Here is a 20,374-nt window from a genome sequence, read left to right as displayed (position 1 = left end):
CTTATAAGCGAGGGCTTTCTTCTTTGTCACAGCCTGACGCTGGTCCATCGTTAGCTCCATGAAAACGGGCATAGCCCCGATCCGCTGCCCCCGCCGGAAACCACGCCGCTACGCGGAGGTTTTCAAATGAGGCAACGTATCCGGCTACGCGGAGGTTTTCTACGAGTCAACGCGGGGCCTTCACCTGCAACGCTACCGCGCAGTATCATGGCCATCGAGTTGAGTAATGGCCCCGGGACCCGCCATCTACTTGAACGACTGCAAGCCCCAAGCGAAAGGATCCGCGATTATAGGCTTCGGTGGTGTTCGATGAGCCAGCGGGCCATTTGCTGCGCACGTTTGGAGGCCAGGATGTCCCCTTCGGTCGCCGAGATGATGGAGCCCTTCATCAGAATGTGCCAGGACCGGGCGAATTCTTCGGGCCGATTTAGCCCGGCTTCCTCGGCCAGGGCCTGGATGTGGCCCCTGATCCTGCTGAGGTACCCGATGCTTGCCTGACCCAGTGGGTGGCCGGGTCCCATCTCCAGCAGGACGTTGATGAATGTGCACGCCTCGAAGTCTGTGCGTTGGAACCAGTCCCCGAACACGTCGAAGACGGCGAGCAGCCTTTCCTCGGCGGTGTTGCCGCGGCTTATGGCGTCGGAGACGATCTTGTCCACAGTCCACACCTGCTCGCGGAGCTCCAGGAAGGCAAGGACCAGGGCGTTCTTGGACGGAAAATGCCTGTAGAACGTTGCTTTGGAGACTCCGGCAGAGTTGATCAGCTCGTTCACCCCGACATCGCGGATACCACGGCGGGAAAACAGTTCGTATGCCGTGGCGAGAATACGGTCCACTGGATCATCGCGGCCTGCCATCGCCGTGGCGGGCAACAACGTGGGACGGGCGGCTTCGTCGGGGGTCATCGTGGAAGAAACTTTACACGGGTACGCGGTGGCAGGACTTTTCCGTCCGGATCGTGATTCCACCTCTCGCGCAGGGTACGGCTAAAGCGGTGGATCGTGGCGGATGCGCGCCAGTCGGTGAACCGACCGCGCCAACGCGGGTCCCGTCAAGTGGGAACCCCCGGTCTCCCAATGTCCGGGGGTTCACCCTTGACCGGAAAGAAGGGGCCGCCCAGCGTCATGGGGGCCGCGTGCGCGGTCGGCCGATTCTGTACCTGGAGAGTCCTTCTGCGGATCGATGACGAAGCATTCGGGGACATGTGGCCCCGGACGCCCGATCTCCTCGGATGTGAGCAGAGCAGGTTCAGCACGGGCTCAATCCTCCCGGGGTTCCCGCCCCGGGAGTTTGCGCCCACCGCGTGTTCGACTGTTGATTCCGGGTACCGGTCCGTCCGCCAAGGAAATTCGCTGCCGAAGGAAGGGGAAAGCGTGGCAGCCGGTCAGGTGCCCCCAAGCTCCGCTACCGACTGATCCCTGCCGCGCACTTCTGTGCTGGGCGCCGGCCCCGGGAATAACGTGGACGGCAAGGGATTGGCACGCATCATCCTCCGGTACCGAAAATTTCAGTGACCAGTCCCATGCCGGCGTACTCGCGGACCGCGGCGATCCCGGCCACCGCGGATGGCTTATCGGGGAAAGCCTTGGAAAGGGCCATCACCGTCCCGTCCGGGGCAGTCAGCCGAAATCTATAGGAAGCGTCGGAGCCGGTGAACAGTTCGAACATGCCTGTCATTGAACCCTCCTGGAAGCCGGGATCATGCTGTCCCGGTGACAACAGTGTCGCCGGGAGAGCATGATTGCAGCTGTAGCAGCCGGCCATTCGCATACAGCCGGGTTGGATTGATGAATTCATGAAAGTCTGAACTACAACTCCTGCATCCGCAAGGGGGTCCAGCGCTCCCGCCAGCTCAGGCGACACGATAGCGGTGCGGCGCTACGATACCTCTGCGATCCGGCACACCGGGAGGCCACCGAGACAGACTATTCTGTCTCTCGTGTGCTAATTTCCTCGGGACGGGTTTGGCACATCCCCAGGCTGTGAATATCGATGTGAAGGAGAAGACACCATGGCGGATGATCTGCCGGCAGGTCTTGTCCTGAGTGACGTGACGGCCGAACTTTTCAAGGCAATGGGCCACCCTGCCAGGATCCAGCTCCTGGAAATGCTCGCGGACGGCCCCGTCGCTGTGAGCAGACTGCGCGACAGCACGGGCCTGGAGCCCTCCAACCTGTCCCAGCATCTGAGTGTGCTGCGCCGCCAACACCTGATCTTCCCGACACGACGCGACGGACGGCTCTTTTATGAACTGGCCTGCCCGGAGGTAAGCGTCACGCTGGACGCCGCACGCTCCCTCCTCGGAACGCTCCTCCACACGGCCCGCTTGACCCTCGCGCATGGCGAAGCCACACGGGAAAACGCAATCGGGTAAGTAGCGGCGCCTTTTGTGTGGACGGGAGACCGACCGGTCTGCCCCCGCCATGCTGGCAGAAACTAAAACTGGGGCAGAAAGAGGACGGCGGATAGAACCCGTGTTTCCGGGTTCTAGCCGCCGTCCACCTGCGCAGTGGTGAACTTGGTGGCTTAGGTTAGCGGGTAGCGGTTGCGAGTTCCGCAGGATGTTCCGAGGAGTCCTTTTTGCCCGTCTGCCCCAGATCCTTCTCCTTCGACTCCTTGGCCAAGTATGTTGCGACGATACTGACCAGGCACATGCCTGCCGTAAAGAGCGCGACCATGGGGTAGTTATTGCCGTCGCCGGTAGCGAGAATTGAGATTGCGATCAGCGGAGCAAAGCCTGAGCCGATTGTCGAACCGAGCTGGTAGCCCAATGAGGCCCCTGAGTACCGGTTTCCAGTCCCGAACATCTCCGCAATGAATGATGCCAGGGGCCCGAAGATGGCCGAGTGAACCAGCGCATTTCCTACGAGCAGCGCTACGAGGCAGAGCCATGTGTCGCCGGTACTGAAGGCATAAAGCATTGGGTACGCGAACACCAGTCCGACGGCCGAGCCCCCCAGAATCACGGCGCGGCGGCCCACTTTGTCCGAGAGTGCGCCGAAGAATGGCATCGAGACCACATGGACAATAGCGGCGACTGCCTGGACCATCAGCGCGTCTTGAATTGGGACGCCGTTCTTGGTCATCATGGAGAGTGCGAAAGTACCCATCAGTGCCAGGTAGACGAAGGCACCCACGGAACTGAACGCCGAGATGGCAACGGCCTTCGGATACTTCGTCACAACGACCCACAACGGAGAGCGGGTTTTCTCGCCCTTATTCTTAGCCGCTTCGTCCATCATTTCTTTGAACAGCGGTGATTCCTGGACGGAGAGGCGAACCCATAGTCCAACAGCCACGAGCAGTGCACTGAACAGGAAGGGAATGCGCCAGCCCCAGGCGAAAAACTGTTCGTCCGTCATGATTGTCCGGACGCCGAGGACGATCGTGGTTGAGAGCAGGGTGCCAGTGGCGGCGCCAACGTTGGCGATGCTCGAGGCGAAACCCCGCCGCCCCTTCGGTGCGTGTTCCAAAGCGAGCAGTGCTGCCCCGCCCCACTCGCCGCCCACTGCAATGCCTTGCAGGATCCGGAGAGTCACAAGAAGAATGGGGGCGGCGATGCCGATCATTTCCGCCGGCGGAATCAGTCCGATGAGCACACTGACGCCGCCCATGAGGGACATGGTGATCACGAGCATGGACTTGCGGCCCATCTTGTCGCCAAAGTGACCGAAGATCATTCCGCCTATAGGGCGGGCGATGTAGCCCACGGCCAGCGTCGCGAAGGATGCGAGGAGTCCGCCCAGGTCTCCCGCGCCGACAAAGAATACTTTCGAAAAAACGCCCAAACTTGCAATGACGCCATAGAGAAGGAAGTCGTAGTATTCGATCGAACTTCCCAAATAGCCGGAAAGTATTACTTTCTTCAGCTGGGGAGAAAGTTTCTTTTTATCTACTGATTGCGTACTGGTGGCCACGAGTCGGCTCCTAGGGTGCATTGAAGGTATTAGGGAGGAGCCTCGGTGCTTTTCCCTAAAGAAATGTGAGCCTCGCGCAGTGACGGGCACCCGGGGCCTATACATAGTAGGAGCATTATTGTGACTAAACAAATACCTATTGGCTCGCGATTAGGATGAATTGGATACTAATGTCGCTACGCCTGAGTCATCCGCGGTGTCCGCGGGCTGCTCGAGGCGGTCAGCCGGTGCGGGATTCAGAACAGCCCGCCCGGGTCGGCTTTGCATGCCCTCCAGCCAGGGGCAAACCTTACGCAGGAACAGATGACCCACGCAGTCGCCGTGGAGATCGGTGACGTGCTGTCCCGGCGCAGACTCGCCATCAACGACCTCGGCGCACAGATCGCCGGCCGGGTTGCCCTCAGGCTGACGAAGCGACACCGCGGCATCTGCGAGGCAGAAGGTCCCCTGGAATCTACCGGGCGCTTTCGTCGAAGTCCGGAAAACCATGAGTTCTTCAGGGTGTTCCCTTCCGGGCAAGTCGGTCAGCCCGTCGAACCCCGCACCACCAGCGAGCTGTCAAGCGTCACGTGCGGTTCCTCCAGCTCAATTCCTTCCATGAGCCCGCGGAGCTGCTGACCGGCTTTGCGCCCAAGCGGCACGGCCGGCAGATGCACACTGGTCAGGCTGGGGTTGCTGGTTGCCGAATAGGGCAAGTCGTCGAAGCCCGCCACGGCCAGATCCTGCGGCATGCGGACGCCCGCCACACGCGCTTCCTGCAGCACACCGTACGCCTGCGTGTCGGTACCGCATACGACAGCGGTGACTCCTTGCCGCTGCCACCGCGGCCAGGCCCCGGCGAACGCCTCCGCGGCCGCCCCGAGGTCGATTCTGGTGCTCATGATGCAGTCGGGCGGGACCGAGATCCCGCGCGCCCCGGCCTCCTTGAGGAACGCGTTGCGCCGCAACTCGAAGGTAGCCGTGCCGGTCACGCTGTCGATATAGGCCGCACGCGTGTGCCCCGAATCGGCCAGGTGCGCCGCCAGTTCACGTGCGCCGTGCGCGACGTCCAGGTTGACCGTGGGGGCGTAGGACTCCAGGCCGGGTGCATCCAGCAGCACAAGCGGCCCGGCAGCGGACAGTTCTTCGAGAAAGTCGGAGTTGGGGGCATCCACCAGGAGGCCGGCGGGCCGGAACGCCATGAGCTTCCGGACGTCGGCGGCCTGCGGAAACTCGCCGGCGTCGGTGACGGACAGCAGCAGCTGGTAGTCGGCGCGAAGGGACTCCCGCACTCCGGCGATCACCTTGGCGAAAAACGGGTTGGAAATGTCCGGTGCCACCAGGATGACGATCGAACTCACGCCCTTGGCCAGGGAGCTTCCAATGCCGTCCACCACGTAGCCCAGCTCGGAGATGGCCTCCCGCACACGCGAAATGTTGTCCTTGGACACGCGTCCTTGGGTTTTCCCGTTGGCCACCAAGGACACGGTGGCGGTGGAAACGCCTGCGCGCTCGGCCACCATCGCGGCCGTGACGCGGGGCCCACGGGCGTTGGGCCGGTCGAGGGTGTCCATGTATCGAGCGTAGCGGCGGTTTCAAAATTTCGTGCATCGCGTGGCATCAAACGCTTGACGTATTCAACGTTAAGCGTTTGACGTACTCCATGGAACGATGCCAAGATTCATTGAATGCTTAGCGCCCTGCTCGGGCAGGCCCCAATGACGTGGAGACAACGATGGAAACCCAGCCCCTGACACCGGCACCCAAGAAGATCATTCTTGACTGCGATCCTGGCCATGACGACGCAGTGGCACTGCTGCTGGCCCACGGCAACCCGGATATCGAACTGCTCGCCGTCACAACGGTAGTGGGCAACCAGACCCTCGAAAAGGTCACCCGCAACGCACTCTCGGTAGCCACGATCGCGGGCATCACAGGCGTCCCGTTCGCCGCAGGCTGCGACCGCCCCTTGGTCCGCACCATCGAAACCGCCCCCAGCATCCACGGCGAAACCGGCATGGACGGCCCCGACCAGCCCGAGTCCACCATCGTGCTGGACCCGCGCCACGCCGTCGACCTCATCATCGAAACCGTCATGGCGCACGAGCCGGGCACGGTCACCCTGGTCCCCACCGCCGGGCTGACCAACATCGCCATGGCAGTGCGCAAGGAACCGCGCATCGTGGAACGCGTCAAGGAAGTCGTCCTCATGGGTGGCGGCTACCACGTGGGCAACTGGAGCGCCGTGGCCGAATTCAACATCATCATCGACCCCGAAGCCGCGCACATCGTGTTCAACGAAAAGTGGCCAGTCGTGATGGTTGGCCTCGACCTCACACATCAGGCATTGGCCACTCCGGAGATTGTTGACCGGATCGCAGCCATCGGCACCAAGCCGGCCAAGTTCGTCATAGAACTGATGGAGTTCTTCACCAAGACTTACAAGGACGCGCAGGGCTTCGAATACCCGCCGGTCCACGATCCGTGCGCAGTTGCCTACGTCATCGACGCCACCGTGATGACCACCCGCAAGGTCCCGGTGGACATCGAGCTACAGGGCAAGCTGACGCTCGGCATGACCGTGGCCGACTTCCGAACGCCGGCCCCGGACGACTGCCACACTTCTGTTGCAGTGGACCTCGACCATAAGAAGTTCTGGGATCTCGTCACCGATGCGATCGTCCGGATCGGAGAGCCCGACGCCGGCGCTCCCGCCACCATGGCAGCAGGCCTCACCGCTGCAGGAGGGGCCAAGTAAATGACCACCGCCGTCTTGGACACCAAGTCCACCCGCAGCAACGTCACCGCGCTCATGGTCGCGCTGCTGGCCGCCTGCGTGGCCTTCCAGCTCAACGCCTCCATGCTCAGCCCGGCCCTGGTCACCATGGGCAACGAGCTGCACACCGACCAGGCCGCGATCGGACTGTCCCAGACCTGGTTCTTCACAGCCGCGGCCTTGTTCTCGCTCTTCCTGCCACGCCTCAGTGACATCGTGGGGCGCAAGAAGATCCTTCTCGGCATGATGCTGATGATGGCCGTCGGCTCAGTCATCGCCGCCCTCGCACCCGACGTCACGTGGCTTTTTGTGGGCCGCATCATCCAGGGCGTCAGTGGCCCGACCGTTCCCCTCTGCCTCATCATGCTCCGCTCTGCAGTCAGCAACCCGCGTCAATACGGTGCGCTCATGGGCCTCATCACGGCGTTCAATGGCGGCGTGGCCGGTATCGACTCCTTCGTTGGCGGCTACTTTGCCGAGAACTTCGGGTTCCGCAGCATCTTCTGGCTCATGGTTGTCCTGGCTCTGGCAGCAACGGTCCTGATTGCCATACTCGCCAGGGAGAGCAAGCCGGCGGCGGGCACCACCATGGACTGGCTGGGCGTGTTCTTCATCGTGGTCGCCGTGGGAGCACTACTGACCGCACTGAACGAAGGCTCCAAGCTTGCCACGGCCTTCTCTGCAAGCACCCTCTTGCTCGCCGTCGGCCTGATTGCGGTGGCCGGCGCCGCGTTCTTCGCATTCTGGACGGTCGAGAAACGTGCCAAGGCGCCCATGGTGGAAACCAAGCACCTTCGCCAGCGCTCCACCTGGGCACCGCTGTTGACCACCACGCTCACCATGACCGGCATTTTTGCCGTCATCAACGGCATCGTCCCGGCATACGTCCAGGCTGCCGACCCGGGCTTCGGCGTCGGGCCCACCGAAATGTCCCTCATCATCCTCACGCCGTACGCCCTGCTGGGTTGGCTCTTCGGCCCGATCACTGGCCGTCTGGCCCCTGTCCTGGGCTACACCAAGGTCCTGCGGATCGGCCTGCTGGGCAGCCTTGCTGCCTTGCTGATCATCGCGTTCCTCGGCCTCAACAACCTGCCGATGATGATCGTGGGCACAGCCTTGCTGGGGATCATGTACGCCGGTACGGTCAACATCATGCTGAACGGGCTGGGTGTGGTCCTCTCCCCGCATGGCAACCCCGGCTTCCTGCCTGGCATGAACGCGGGCGCCTTCAACCTCGGCGCCGGGCTGAGCTTCCTCATCCTCCCGGCGGTCCTCGTCGCGACGTCTTCCATGGGGGACGCGAAGGCGTCGTACCTGACCGTCGTGCTTGTGGGCCTCGCCATCACCACGGCCGCCTTCGCCGCGTCCCTCCTGATCCCCAAGCCCGTCGACGCCGAGGTCACCGAATGAGTACCGAAGCCAGCGCGCCGGCGTCGAGGATTGTCGTCGTTGGTTCCCTTAACGCCGACCTCACCATCTACTGCGACCGTCTCCCCCTGCCGGGCGAGACGCTCCACGGCCACGGCTTCGCCGTCAATCCCGGCGGCAAGAGCGCCAACCAGGCGGTGGCTGCCAGCAAACTGGGCGGCCGGGTCAGCCTGGTGGGCGCCATCGGCGACGACCCGAACGGCACCATGCTCCTCGATTCGACGGCACACGCCGGGGTGGACGTCTCGCGCGTCCGCCGCGCTGCCGATGCCGCCACCGGTGTCGCCATCATCTCAGTGGATGCCGCGGGCGAGAACAGCATCATCATCTCGGCCGGCGCCAACGGCACCCTGGCCCCGGCCGACGTTGACGCTGCCGTGGACCTTTTCGATGACGCCGCGGTGGCCTGTCTGTGCCTGGAGGTCGGCCTCGACACGGTTATGGCCGCCGCCCAAGCAGCCCGCAACGCCGGCGCAACGGTCCTGCTGAATCTCTCGCCCTACGCCGAGGTACCGCAGGCCCTTGTCCGGCTGAGCGATGTCTTGCTGGTCAACGCGCATGAGGCCTCCTTGTTCCTAGGAAAGGAGGCCATTCCCGGAACCGACTTCGACGCCGCCGAATGGGAGCCCCTGCGTAAGCAGTTTGCTGACCGTGGCTTGCAGCGGGTGCTGGTGACGCTGGGCGCCCACGGGTCCGTCGTACTGGATTCCAACGCAGCCGGCGCACAACCAATCACTTTCATTGCACCCACCAAAGTCGCAGCGGTGGACACCACCGGGGCCGGCGATGCCTTCACAGGCGCCGTGGCTGTGCGGCTGGCTGCCGGGGAATCCTTGGCAGAGGCGGCTGCGTTTGCTTCTGTGGCGGCGGCCTTGGCTACCACCAAGAAGGGCACCCAGGCTGCATATCCCGACGCGGCCGAGGTGAGGCTCGTGCGCAGCAGCCATGCCCGAAGGAGCTAATGCTGCGAGCAGCGGATGAGCATGCCGCTAATAGGGGTCCCCGCCGCGCCAGTTTCCACCAACGCGGGGGCCTACGGCGCCTCGGAGATGTTGAGTCCGCCGGCCGCCCTGGATCCAGTCGTCGGCGATGCTGTTGCCTGCCGAGGCCGTCATCGCGGTGGCTATGAGTCCCGGGCGGACCTCGTGGACGGTGGATGCCGTATTCCGCCAGTCGCTTGGCAAATAGCTTGGTGACCATGCTGAGGGCGGATTTGGTCACGTTGTATTGGGATCGGTCTGTGCTTACGAGCTCCGCGGCGATGGAGCTGACGATGATGATGCTCTTGTAGGCCTGAACGTCCGGGGCGGCGGAACGCGCAAAGGTGTCGATTAGCAAATTGGCGAAGGCCTGGGTAAGGAGGACCCCTGCCCAGCAGTCCCGACGTTCAGGACCATGCAGCCATAATCACCGGCGCGGCCGGAGGAATCGGATCGGCCACCGCCCGCATGCCCGCGTCCCGGGGTGTCAGCATCGTCTGCGTGGATCTTGATCCTGACGCGGCAGCTAACATCGTCAATTCAATTACGGAAGCCGGCGGGCACGCCGTCGCACTGGCCGGTGACGTGACCGATCCAGGTCTCTCCACCGCCGCCGTCGATCTCGCACAACGGGCCTTTGGACGGATCGACATCCTCGTCAACAACGCCGGCATGGGCAGTCCAACATTGTCATCGCTTTCCCGCCTTCATGCGACAGCTCGGCAGACGGGCCCGCGCTTCCCTGAACAACCAATCAGCGGAACAATCATTGACCAGCGATAGTTACCGACATATCGTTAACTATCGCCGATGGTCGGCGCCGGTCAGAGAGAAACGCAATTGATGGAAGGACGATGCCGATATGAAAGGCGACGATAAATTCACAGACAGCGGGCCCACCCTGGGACGCTTCGGCCGCGGCAGGAGCCGTCGCGGACCCCACGGACACGGCGGATTCGGACCGGGCCGAGGGTTTGGACCAGAATTCGGCCCGGGCTTTGGTCCTGGGTTTGGCCCCGGCGGTTCGCGCCGGGCCAACAGGGGCGACGTTCGTTCGGCCATACTTTCCCTCCTGGCCGAATCACCCTCCAACGGCTACGGCCTGATCAAGACAATCGCAGAAAAGACTTCTGGGTCCTGGCGTCCGAGCCCGGGCTCCGTATACCCAACACTGCAGCAGCTCGTTGACGAAGAGCTCATCGAGCCGGTGGGTGAAGGCCGGCGCACTGAATTCACGCTCACCGATGCGGGTAAGGCCTATGTGTCCGATCACGCCGAAGAGCTGGGGAACGCGTGGAACACCGACCCGCAAGGATCCGGCCCGGCGTTCCATCAGAGTGTTGGCAAGCTGATGGGGGTCATCCACCAGTTCCGCTTCTCGGCCACCGAGGAGCAACGAAGGGCCGCGATGGAAAAAATCGACGAAACCCGCCGCGCGCTCTACCACATACTCGCGGACTAACACCGCCGCCCCAGTGCTCGGGCAGCCGTCGACAAGCGGCCGCAGGAGTAGCGATTCATGCGTTCTGGTCAGGAAGGGAGCGACGGCGTCACCAACCGCCGCGCGTCGGCGTATGTCCCTTTCGGGCATCGTCGGGCATTGCCATTTCGGCCCGCAGGCCCAGGAGCCGGACCGGACGGCCGGCTTCGATTCCGGCTGCGAGGTCCAAGGCCCGTGCGAGGATTTCGTTCCGGTCGAAGGTCTCGGGAATCTTCCTCGCGTGGGTCTTGGTGAAGAACGGCGCGTACCGAATCTTGAGGGTCAGCCCAACCACGGGCCGTCCTTCGGCCACAACATCCTCAAGGACACGCGCTGTCAGCTCCCTCACGGCGCCGTCCATCTGGGCGGGCTCGGTCAGGTCGCGCTGGAAGGTGGTCTCCCGGCTATGCCCGCGGGCAACCCACGGGGTGTCGTCCACAACGCTGGCGCCGTCCCCGCGTCCGAGTTCCGCGTACCAAGGACCCATCCTGGGGCCGAACTCCGGGACCAGGTCCTGGGGGTCGGACGCGGCGAGCTCGGCGACTGTGTTGATGCCGAGTTTGGCCAGCCGGCCCGACACTTTGGTTCCGATGCCCCACAGCTCCTGGGTGGGCAGACTGCCCATGACATCGAGCCAGTTCCCGGCAGTGAGACGGAAGACGCCGGCCGGCTTGCCGAAACCGGTGGCGACCTTGGCCCGGACCAGCGTGTCGCCGATGCCCACGCTGCAATGCAGCTGCGTTTGCTCCAGGACAGCGGCCTGCACTTGCCGGGCGTAGGCTTCCGGATTCTCTGTCTCAATGCCTACAAAGGCTTCATCCCAGCCCAGCACCTGCACGGTGGCGCCGGGCTGCTCGCGCAGGGTGGCCATAACCGTTTCAGACGCCGCGAGGTAAGCCTCCTGATCGACGGGCAGGATCACAGCGTCGGGCACTTTCCGGGCCGCAATGCGCAAAGGCATTCCGGAACCCACGCCGAACGCCCTGGCCTCGTAGGAGGCGGTCGACACCACAGCTCGTTCCGTGGGATCGCCCCGACCGCCGACAATGATCGGCTTGCCCGCCAGCTCCGGCCGCCGGAGCACTTCGACCGCCGCGATGAACTGGTCGAGATCGACGTGCAGCACCCACCGGATTCCGCTCACGCCACCAGTCTGCCCTAGGTGGGCCCTTCGGGATAAGCACCGCCAAGGACGAAAACTAGGTACTCAAATTCACGACACGGGCTCTGTCCGCCAGGACGGGCCGGACTTTCGTAGACTCGATGGAGCTTTGACATGTCTGCCCTCCGGAGACAAGCCCGCCACAGGAAGAGCCATCGATGAAGATTATCGTCCTAGTAAAGGAGGTCCCCGACACGTACGGGGACCGAAAACTGAACCTTGAAACAGGCCTCGCCGATCGAGCAGCCAGTGAGGCAGTCATTGATGAGATCGGTGAGCGGGCCCTGGAGCTGGCACTGTCGCACGCCGACGCGAACGAGGGCACTGAGGTCGCAGTCCTCTCCCTCGCTCCCGGGAGTGCGACGGCATCGATACGCAAGGGGCTCGCGATGGGCGCAGGGAGCGCCACCCACGTCTCTGACGAGGCGCTCCGGGGTGCGGATCTTGGACTTACCGCTGAAACCCTCGCAGCAGCGATCCGTCGCATGGAGTTTGACCTTGTGATCACTGGCAACGTCTCCACCGATGGATCCGGCGGCATGATCCCCGCGATGCTTGCAGAACTGCTGGACGTGCCGCATGCTACCGGCCTCAGCTCCGTAGAGATCAGCGACGGCGCAGTATCCGGCACCAGGGGCGTTGAATCCGGCGTGCAAAAGGTGTCAGCGAACCTGCCCGCGGTGATTTCCATTACCGAGGCGCTTCCCGGGCCGCGCTTCCCGAACTTCAAAGGAATCATGGCCGCGAAGAAGAAGCCCCTTGAGACCATTACCCTCGCAGACCTCGGGATCACGGCCGAGAACCCGGACGCCGCGCGTTCGATCATGCTGACCGTCGCAGAGAAGCCGCCGCGGACGGCGGGGGTCAAGATCATTGACGAGGGTGATGCCGGCGAGAAGCTCGCCGGCTTCCTCATCGAAAACCGACTGGCGTAAGGAGCAACGACATGACTGAATTCCCTCGTGACGCAATCCTCGTCGTCGTGGAGACCCAGGCTTCCGGTGAACTCGAGAAAGCTGCCCCCGGACTCTTCGGCGCTGCCGCTGCCGTTGGCACGCCAATTGCCTTGGTGCTCGCCTCACCCGGCGCCGGGAGCGCCGCCGCGGCGGAGGCCGCGGTCCTAGGTGCCGCGCACGTCCTGATCGCGGAGACTCCGGATCCGTCCGCGCTCGGCGTGCCGGGGGTTGACGCGCTTGCCGCCGCGGCGGAGCGGGTTCAGCCAGACGCGATCCTGATTTCGCATTCCCTGAATGGGCGCGACCTTGCCGGCCGTTACGCTGCTCGTTCGCGTGCAGCGGTTTCTGCCGATGCGATCGGTGTGTCACGTGATGACGAGGGCGTCGTGGCTCACCACTCCGTCTACGGCGGTGCCTACAACGTGACCTCAACGTCCACGTTCGGGGCGCCGGTGATTACGGTTCGCCAGGGCTCCATCGAGGCGCGTGCGACGGCTCAGCCGGAAGCGTCGGAGACCTTGGCAGTGACGCCCTCCGGGAAGCCGGCCGCGCGAATCGACTCTTTCGAGGAGGAAGTTGCCGCCACCTCGCGGCCGGAGCTTCGTGGTGCCGCGAAGGTTGTCGCGGGTGGCCGCGGACTCGGGTCGGAGGAACAGTTCGCCCTCGTTGGACAGCTCGCCGATGCACTCGGTGCTGCCGTTGGTGCTTCGCGTGCCGCGGTGGATGCAGGCTACGTCCCGCAGTCGCATCAGGTCGGACAGACCGGGGTTTCCGTGTCATCACAGTTGTATATTGCGCTGGGCATTTCCGGCGCGATTCAGCACCGGGCCGGCATGCAGACCGCGAAGACGATCGTCGCCATCAACAAGGATTCAGACGCGCCAATCTTCGAGATCGCCGACTTCGGTGTGGTCGGCGACCTCTTCAAGGTCGTTCCCCAGCTGATCAGCGCACTTGAAGCTCGGAAGAAGTAACGATGGCGCCTCTGTCTCGGTCCATTCGACGGGGCCTGCCGCGCGTCGCGGGCGGTGACCCCTGGCCTGCAGCGGGCCTGGTGCCAGTGCGCATTGTCACGGCGGAAGCGGCACCGCGTACGACGGCGGTGTCCGCTCCGGTCCCTGCGGTGAACGCCGGCGCCTCGGTACCGCGGCCGCTGCGCCGTGGCCTGCCGCGCGTGCCGGGCGGCGATCCTTGGCCGCCAGCTGGCCAGGTTTCGGTATCAGTGGCGGCTCTGTCCGGGGCTCCCGCCGCAGGCGCCGCGCCAGCGCCGGCCGCGGCTGCTGCTGCTGCTGCTGCTGCTGAGAAAACAGTGCCGGCAGCGACGCCGGCTGCAGCTGCTCCGGCCACCGCGCCGGCCACACCGACGACGGGAGCCACCCCGCTTCGCCGCGGGCTCCCCCGCGTCCCCGATGGTGAACCGTGGCCGCCAGCTGGCCTTGCTCCGGCGGTCGCCGCCGCCCCTGTGGGGCTGCCAGCTCCCGAACACATCGCCCCGGCCCCTGCCCGCGCTGCCAGCGTGGTGGAGACCGTTGCCGAGGCGGAACCGCCAGCTCCAGCGAGTGCACCCGCGGTCCCTGCGCTGGCGTCGGCGGCAACGTCCGTCGCCGCCGAAAAGCCGGTCAGGCCACAGGCCGAGGCGAGGCTATACGGTTCGCGTACCCTGGGCCAGTGGATCAAGCGCGTCGTGCTCCTCGCGGTCGGGGCCGTGGCCGCCGCAGCGATTCTTGTGCTCGCCGCTCGAGGTGTGACCACATTGCCGGGCGTGCCGGAGTTCCTTGAGCGGTACCCTGGGGAGTATCACCTGCCCGAGACGGCCGAGCCGGGCTTCCCGTGGTGGGCGCAGTGGACACACTTCCTGAATTTCTTCCTGATGGTGCTCATCATTCGCTCCGGCTATCAGGTGCGCACCCAGCAGAAGCCTCCGGCGTTCTGGACGCCGAAGGGCGGTGGCAAGAAGATCAGCATCAACCTGTGGCTGCACCAGTCGCTCGACATTTTATGGCTGGCCAACGGACTCATCTTTGTGGTGCTGCTGTTTGCCTCGGGCCACTGGATGCGAATCGTGCCGACCAGCTGGGAGGTGTTCCCGAATGCGCTCTCCGCGCTCCTGCAGTACATGACCCTCGACTGGCCCGTTGAGAACGGCTGGGTGAATTACAACAGCCTGCAACAGCTCATGTACTTCCTCGTGGTGTTCATCGCGGCCCCGCTGGCGGCGATCACGGGTGTGCGCATGAGCGAATTCTGGCCGAAGAACGCGAAGGCGTTGAACAAGATCTACCCGGTGGAGGCCGCTCGCGCGGTTCACTTCCCGACGATGCTGTTTTTCGTGCTGTTCATCCTCATCCACGTGTTCCTGGTGTTCGCGACCGGTGCGCTGCGCAACCTGAACCACATGTTCGGCGGCACCGACGCGGTGAACTGGACCGGGTTCTGGCTCTTCGCGGCCGCAATCGGCATCACGGTGGCTGGATGGTACGCCGCCCGCCCGCTCGTGCTCGCACCCATCGCGAAGCTGTTCGGTCAGGTGAGCAGCCGCTAGATTCCGCCGCGGGATCGTTCAAGTCGCCCAAGGCGTCCGACGGCGGGACATCCCGCCGTCGGACGCAAGGCTGGCTCACTTGACGTTGGTGCTGTTGCCGTCCACAGGCATAGGCTAAAAGCACAACGTTCCAACAACGCCGGGGAGCTCATCATGGACATTGAAACCGCCGATGTCACCGGCCATGATGTCACCACCATCACCTGCGTATGCGGCAACACTGTCAGCCAAAGCGGATTGATCCAGTGCAACTCACAGGGCATCCCGGTTTACATCGGAGCGAACACCGCCATCCCCGCCGGGCTGGCCAAATGGCCTGAGGATGAGGACCTCTACACGCTGTGCCCATCATGCGGCCGCGTGTACAGTGACGCGGTCGTCGAAGAGACCGCGACCGCACCCGTTGCCTTCCGGGTCGATGTCGCCGCTAGCCGAATTGCGGAGGCAATCCGAGCCCATTGGCAGCTCAGCACCTAGGCCCGGCCAGGACCAGCCAGGTGCTGTAGGCGTAAGACGTGCCCCTGGTCATCTTGGGGCGTTAGGACCTTGGTCCGCGCGCTCCAGCAGCCGGGACACCGTGCAGCCGATGACGAGGCCCCAGAACGCCGGGTGGATGTTGAAGAGACTCATGCCGGAGATGGTCACGACGAAGGTCACCAGGGATCCCAAGGTGAAGGTCGTGGCGAAGGCAGTCACAAAGGCTTGCTGGAGAGCCCGCAGCATCGCAATGCCGCCCAACGCCAGGATGAATTCCTTCGGCGTGGCGAGCATGAGCCGAGTGAGGGTGGGCGCCAGGAGGGCGCAGACCATAGCCAGGATGCCGTACACCACGGCAGCTGCGTACTGGCGCTGCCTGGTTCCTGAGGACGTCATGAGGGCGTTGGTAGGACCGGTCACGCATGCTGAGACAGCGCCGCAGCCGGCATTGAGCAACGAAAACGCGCCCGAAACGATGGCGAAGACGTTGACCGGCGGATTGTGGCCGGCGGCACGGAGCACTGCGATGCCCTGGCCATTCTGAACGAACAACACAGTGAGGGCCAGGGGAACAACCAGCTCGAGCTGGGCAGCCCAGGTGAACTCTGGAGGGGTGAAGACCGGGGTGGCCAGAACCGGTCCGCCTTTTTGAATGGAAAATTGACCACTTGCCGCCACGGCGAGGCACCCAACCGCGAGGGTGCCGAGCACCGGCGGGAGGAACCTGCCAAGGGTGGGCACGGCCGTGAGGACCAGGAATGCGGCCACCATGGGGGCGGCTACCACAGCGTTCGTCTGGGTTGAGGTGACGATGTCTGTGCCGAACTTTAGGAATACAGCGGCCACCATGGCCATGACGATCGGCATCGGAACCACTGCCATGATCCGCCGCACCACTCCGGTGGCGCCCAGCGCGAGGACGAGAGCTCCGGATGTGAAGAAGGCCCCCACTACTTCCGGAAAGGACAAGTGCTGCAGAGACGGGCCCAGGAGCACCGTCCCGGGGATGGACCAGGCGAAGCCGAGGGGTTGTCGATAGAGGACTGACATGACCAGAGTCGCCGCCCCACCCGAAAAAAGGATGCCAAACACCCAAGACGCGAGTTGGCCTTCGGTGAGTCCTCCCGCCGCTCCGACGGCCAGGGTAACGGCTATCGGGCCGGAGGCGGAGAAGATGAGGCCGATCATCCCGTTGGAAACATAGGGCAGTCCGAGGTCACGGACGACCTGGCGTAGGCCTGCGGGGCGAACGTCCGGGCGTTCCAGCAGGGGTTGAGGTACCGGATCGGCAGCGGCTCCCACGGGGGCGACGGCGGGTGAGTCCTGACGGGATGGCGGCATTCGGGCTCCTGGCAGCGGTGGCAAAAATACAGGCGCCCCGGAGTTTGCACTCCAGGGCGCCTTCGGTGCCGGGCGGAGGCGCCGGCGCCGGGTGTCAGCGGTGATTCCTACTTGTGCTGGCCTTCCTTGGCGAGGACGTAGTCATAGACCACTTCTTCGCCGGCCGGGCCGTCCGTGCGAGGCTTGGGGTCCAGCATCAGTTCAGGCTTGACTGCCGAGGCGATGTCGTCGGCATTGTGCGGGTCACCGGGGAAGTACAGCTGCTGGGTTACGGGCTGGAAGCCAGGCGCGGACACCTTGATGTGGATGTGCGCCGGGCGCCAGGCGTGCCAGCCTGCTGCGCTGATCAGCTGCCCGCAGGCCCCGTCCGTGGGAATCTGGTAGGGCGCCGGGCGCATCGTGTTGATTACGAAACGGCCGTCGTCGTCCGCCTTGACCGTGCCGCGGAAGAGCCAGTCGGGGAGGCCCGGGGCGTATTGGGAGTAGAAACCGGCGCTGTCCGCGTGCCAAATCTCCACCTGGGCGTTCTGGATGGGGTTACCATCGGTATCGGTGAAGCGGCCGCTGAAGTGCAGTGGCGTGCCCTCCTCGTCCTCTCGCATCTCCACGGTGGCCGGGGTCTGGAGTACCGGGGAGCCCGGCACGTAGTAGGGTCCCTCGATGGTACCCACGGTGCCGGGGCGGTCCTGGGAGTTGACGTCCTCCACAGTGTGCTCCAGCCACACGTCGAGGAACAGCGGCCATTCACCGTCGGTTCCCACCTTAATGAGCCAGGCTTTGAGTGCGTTGTATTCCTCGTAGGTGACCTCGTGTTCGACGACGATGTCGTTGGCGGCTTTGATGAGTGCCCCCGCCAGCAGGCTCACCCTCTCCTTCGGCACATCCAGCGGCGCGAGCTTGCCTGAGGCGGTAAAACGCTCCGTGGCCTTGGAGCCGGCTTCGACGGCAGTGCCCTCGTCCTCTTTGCGGGGATCCGCTTGGGTCTCAGTCATGGTGATCTTCATACTCCTTCTTGAGCAGGGGTCAGGAAAGTTTTCCTGCACCCATTGCGAACCGGTGGGGCAAGGTCTGAACCTGTCCGCAACGCGGCCATGCGTGATGTCCGTCTCATCGTAGGCCTCAAATAAGGACGTTACAAATATCGATTCTGCCTATTTTCAGTCCTGAAGCGGACATAAAGGTACCCTTGGCCGACGCTAGGTGTTTGCCTGATGTGAGTGCGGTCACGGTAGGGGAGAATTGCCTGACAACGTTCCCCCTGGGCACCGCGGGTTGGCCCGGACCTCCCGCTCATCCGTCCAGCACCCTCCAATGAAGGAGCACGCCATGACCGAGAACCTGGCCCATGTCCGCGAGGTCCTTGCCGACGCCGTGATCGACGACCGCGAGAACGGCGTAATCCGAGCCAAGCGCGAAATTTTTACCGATGAAGAGATTTTCGAACTGGAGATGAAACATATCTTCGAAGGCAATTGGGTTTATCTCGCCCATGAGTCGCAGATCCCCAACGTGGGGGACTACTTCACCACCAACATCGGCCGCACACCCGTGGTGATCACGCGCGACAAGGACGAAAACCTAAACTGCATCGTCAACGCCTGCTCACACCGCGGCGCCATGCTGTGCCGCCGCAAGACGGATAACCGCACCACTTTCACCTGCCCGTTCCACGGCTGGACGTTTAAGAACTCCGGTGAGCTGCTGAAAGTGAAGGACTCCCGCAACGCCGGCTACCCGGAGACCTTCAACAAAGAGGGCTCCCACGACCTCACCAAGGTTGCCCGGTTCGAGTCCTACCGTGGCTTCCTGTTCGGTTCCTTGAAGGCTGACGTGCTCCCGCTCGAAGAGCACCTGGGTGACGCCACCAAGGTCATCGATTCAATCGTGGACCAGTCCCCGGAGGGACTCGAAGTGCTGCGCGGGGCGTCCACCTACACGTACGACGGCAACTGGAAGGTGCAGGCCGAGAACGGTGCCGACGGCTACCACGTCACCGCCGTGCACTGGAACTACGCCGCCACTACGGCCCGCCGCAGCGCCGGAGACTCCGCCAACACGACCAAGGCCATGGACGCCGGCAAGTGGGGCAAGGTCAAGGGTGGCTTCTATTCCTACGACCACGGACACCTGCTGCTGTGGCAGGAATGGACAAACCCGGAGGACCGTCCTCTGTGGGACCGCCGCGAGGAGCTCGTTGCAAAGTACGGCGAGGAGATGGCGAACTTCATGATCAACATCTCGCGGAACCTCTGCCTGTACCCGAATGTCTACATCATGGACCAATTCTCCTCGCAGATCCGCCACTTCCGCCCCATCTCGGCGGACCAGACCGAGGTGACGATCTACTGCATCGCACCCAAGGGCGAATCGCAGGAGAACCGGTCCAAGCGCATCCGACAGTACGAGGACTTCTTCAACGCCACCGGCATGGCCACCCCCGACGACCTTGAGGAGTTCCGGTCCTGCAACAAGACCTACTGGGCCACCTCGGCGCCATGGAACGACATGACCCGCGGGTCCACCCATGAGATTGCCGGCCCCGACGAACAGGCCCAGGCGCTGGGCATGACCAAGGTCATCGCGTCCGGGGTGCGCACCGAGGACGAGGGGCTCTACCCCATCCAGCACGGGTACTGGAAGGAAGTCATGGACCGGGCCCTCGCGGAAGGGGAGCACTCCGCACGGGATACCGTTCCCGTCACCGCCTGACGCAGACCAAGTGGAACCAGAGAGAGTGCATAACCCATGACAAACCTGACCAGACCAGCTGCGGCGCTCAAGAGCGCCGAGGAGATCGCCACCCTCGAAACCGTCCGTGCCTTTCTGTACAAGGAGGCCCGCCTGCTGGATGATCGCCAGTTTGATGAGTGGCTTCAGTGCTACCATCCCGACTCCGAGTTCTGGATGCCCGCATGGGACGTCGATGACCGGCTGACCGAGGATCCGCAGAACGAGATCTCGCTCATCTACTACGACAATCGCGGCGGCATTGAGGACCGTATTTTCCGGATCAAGACAGATCGGTCCTCAGCGACCTCCCTCCCGGAGCCCCGCACCGGGCACAACATCACAGACATCGAAATCATGGAGCAAGACGGCGACCAGGTGAAGGTGCGCTTCAACTGGTTCACCCTGTACTTCCGCTACAACACCACGGACACGTACTTCGGGAACAGCTTCTACACGATCGACCTCGGCGGCGGCGAGCCGGTAATCCTGAAAAAGAAGGTCGTCCTCAAGAACGACTACATCCACCACGTGGTGGACGTCTACATGATCTGACGGCCCCGCGCCGGCGCCTGGCACTTCCCGGGCGCCGGCGTTGACCGTTTCGAA

The 20,374-nt window shown here is 63.7% G+C and carries 19 protein-coding genes; 12 read left to right on the top strand and 7 right to left on the bottom strand.

Annotated features, from left to right (window positions below; translation table 11 throughout):
* Positions 1-287: 287 nt before the first annotated feature.
* Together J2X01_RS17410 and J2X01_RS17405 are read right to left on the bottom strand one after the other, a co-directional pair.
* Entirely contained in the window at positions 288-905 is a 618-nt protein-coding gene (locus tag J2X01_RS17410; RefSeq protein ID WP_310060291.1) for a TetR/AcrR family transcriptional regulator, read from the bottom strand.
* Between the two features lie 580 nt (positions 906-1,485).
* The gene (locus J2X01_RS17405; RefSeq protein WP_310060287.1) at positions 1,486-1,677 is read right to left on the bottom strand and encodes a YegP family protein; all 192 of its coding nucleotides are present in this window, start codon (positions 1,675-1,677) and stop codon (positions 1,486-1,488) included.
* 334 nt (positions 1,678-2,011) lie between these two features.
* Here J2X01_RS17405 and J2X01_RS17400 point away from each other — a divergent pair, with 334 nt between their 5' ends.
* Positions 2,012-2,374 carry an ArsR/SmtB family transcription factor gene (locus J2X01_RS17400; protein WP_310060283.1) on the top strand — a complete coding sequence of 121 codons (363 nt, stop codon included), beginning with the start codon at positions 2,012-2,014 and terminating at the stop codon, positions 2,372-2,374.
* A 157-nt stretch (positions 2,375-2,531) separates the two neighbouring features.
* Here the strand turns inward: J2X01_RS17400 and J2X01_RS17395 are convergent, their stop codons facing one another.
* A complete protein-coding gene (locus J2X01_RS17395; protein WP_310060280.1) occupies positions 2,532-3,917 on the bottom strand; it encodes an MFS transporter in 1,386 nt (461 codons plus the stop codon).
* 524 nt (positions 3,918-4,441) lie between these two features.
* The gene (locus J2X01_RS17390; RefSeq protein ID WP_310060278.1) at positions 4,442-5,470 is read right to left on the bottom strand and encodes a LacI family DNA-binding transcriptional regulator; all 1,029 of its coding nucleotides are present in this window, start codon (positions 5,468-5,470) and stop codon (positions 4,442-4,444) included.
* A 161-nt stretch (positions 5,471-5,631) separates the two neighbouring features.
* On the opposite strand from J2X01_RS17390, the gene uriH reads away from it, so the two are divergent.
* The 5 genes from uriH (at position 5,632) to J2X01_RS17365 (ending at position 10,542) form a co-directional block, all read left to right on the top strand.
* A complete protein-coding gene (gene uriH / locus J2X01_RS17385; RefSeq protein WP_310060275.1) occupies positions 5,632-6,654 on the top strand; it encodes a uridine-preferring nucleoside hydrolase UriH in 1,023 nt (340 codons plus the stop codon).
* Positions 6,655-8,082 (top strand): uridine transporter UriT, encoded by a 1,428-nt coding sequence (gene uriT / locus J2X01_RS17380; protein WP_310060271.1) that lies wholly within the window; start codon positions 6,655-6,657, stop codon positions 8,080-8,082.
* Positions 8,079-9,062, top strand: coding sequence for a ribokinase (locus tag J2X01_RS17375; RefSeq protein WP_310060269.1), 984 nt, complete (start codon positions 8,079-8,081; stop codon positions 9,060-9,062). The genes uriT and J2X01_RS17375 overlap by 4 nt, the downstream gene beginning before the upstream one ends.
* A 405-nt stretch (positions 9,063-9,467) precedes the next feature.
* The gene (locus J2X01_RS17370) at positions 9,468-9,863 is read left to right on the top strand and encodes an SDR family NAD(P)-dependent oxidoreductase (RefSeq protein WP_310060297.1); all 396 of its coding nucleotides are present in this window, start codon (positions 9,468-9,470) and stop codon (positions 9,861-9,863) included.
* 79 nt (positions 9,864-9,942) lie between these two features.
* Positions 9,943-10,542, top strand: coding sequence for a PadR family transcriptional regulator (locus tag J2X01_RS17365; RefSeq protein ID WP_310060266.1), 600 nt, complete (start codon positions 9,943-9,945; stop codon positions 10,540-10,542).
* 88 nt (positions 10,543-10,630) lie between these two features.
* Here the strand turns inward: J2X01_RS17365 and J2X01_RS17360 are convergent, their stop codons facing one another.
* Entirely contained in the window at positions 10,631-11,704 is a 1,074-nt protein-coding gene (locus tag J2X01_RS17360) for a DNA polymerase IV (protein ID WP_445344439.1), read from the bottom strand.
* A gap of 176 nt (positions 11,705-11,880) precedes the next feature.
* Between J2X01_RS17360 and J2X01_RS17355 the strand changes: the two genes are divergently transcribed.
* From J2X01_RS17355 to J2X01_RS17340, 4 genes are all read left to right on the top strand, one after another.
* Entirely contained in the window at positions 11,881-12,657 is a 777-nt protein-coding gene (locus J2X01_RS17355; RefSeq protein WP_310060264.1) for an electron transfer flavoprotein subunit beta/FixA family protein, read from the top strand.
* Between the two features lie 11 nt (positions 12,658-12,668).
* Positions 12,669-13,652, top strand: coding sequence for an electron transfer flavoprotein subunit alpha/FixB family protein (locus J2X01_RS17350; protein ID WP_310060261.1), 984 nt, complete (start codon positions 12,669-12,671; stop codon positions 13,650-13,652).
* Between the two features lie 542 nt (positions 13,653-14,194).
* Entirely contained in the window at positions 14,195-15,220 is a 1,026-nt protein-coding gene (locus J2X01_RS17345) for a cytochrome b/b6 domain-containing protein (protein WP_310060259.1), read from the top strand.
* A gap of 153 nt (positions 15,221-15,373) precedes the next feature.
* Positions 15,374-15,697, top strand: coding sequence for a hypothetical protein (locus tag J2X01_RS17340; protein WP_310060256.1), 324 nt, complete (start codon positions 15,374-15,376; stop codon positions 15,695-15,697).
* Between the two features lie 48 nt (positions 15,698-15,745).
* Here the strand turns inward: J2X01_RS17340 and J2X01_RS17335 are convergent, their stop codons facing one another.
* Together J2X01_RS17335 and catA are read right to left on the bottom strand one after the other, a co-directional pair.
* Positions 15,746-17,038 (bottom strand): benzoate/H(+) symporter BenE family transporter, encoded by a 1,293-nt coding sequence (locus J2X01_RS17335; protein WP_310060253.1) that lies wholly within the window; start codon positions 17,036-17,038, stop codon positions 15,746-15,748.
* 107 nt (positions 17,039-17,145) lie between these two features.
* On the bottom strand, positions 17,146-18,042 hold the full coding sequence (gene catA / locus J2X01_RS17330; protein WP_310060250.1) for a catechol 1,2-dioxygenase: 897 nt from the start codon (positions 18,040-18,042) through the stop codon (positions 17,146-17,148).
* A 322-nt stretch (positions 18,043-18,364) separates the two neighbouring features.
* On the opposite strand from catA, the gene benA reads away from it, so the two are divergent.
* Together benA and benB are read left to right on the top strand one after the other, a co-directional pair.
* Positions 18,365-19,747, top strand: a complete 1,383-nt coding sequence (gene benA / locus J2X01_RS17325) for a benzoate 1,2-dioxygenase large subunit (protein WP_310060248.1) — start codon at positions 18,365-18,367, stop codon at positions 19,745-19,747.
* 36 nt (positions 19,748-19,783) lie between these two features.
* Positions 19,784-20,320, top strand: coding sequence for a benzoate 1,2-dioxygenase small subunit (gene benB, locus J2X01_RS17320; protein ID WP_310060246.1), 537 nt, complete (start codon positions 19,784-19,786; stop codon positions 20,318-20,320).
* The last annotated feature ends 54 nt before the right edge of the window (positions 20,321-20,374 follow it).

This window comes from Arthrobacter ginsengisoli (assembly GCF_031456935.1).
GTDB classification, from domain to species: domain Bacteria; phylum Actinomycetota; class Actinomycetes; order Actinomycetales; family Micrococcaceae; genus Arthrobacter; species Arthrobacter ginsengisoli.
Note: the sequence above shows the minus strand (reverse complement) of the source record. Positions and strands in the feature narration are given on the sequence as shown.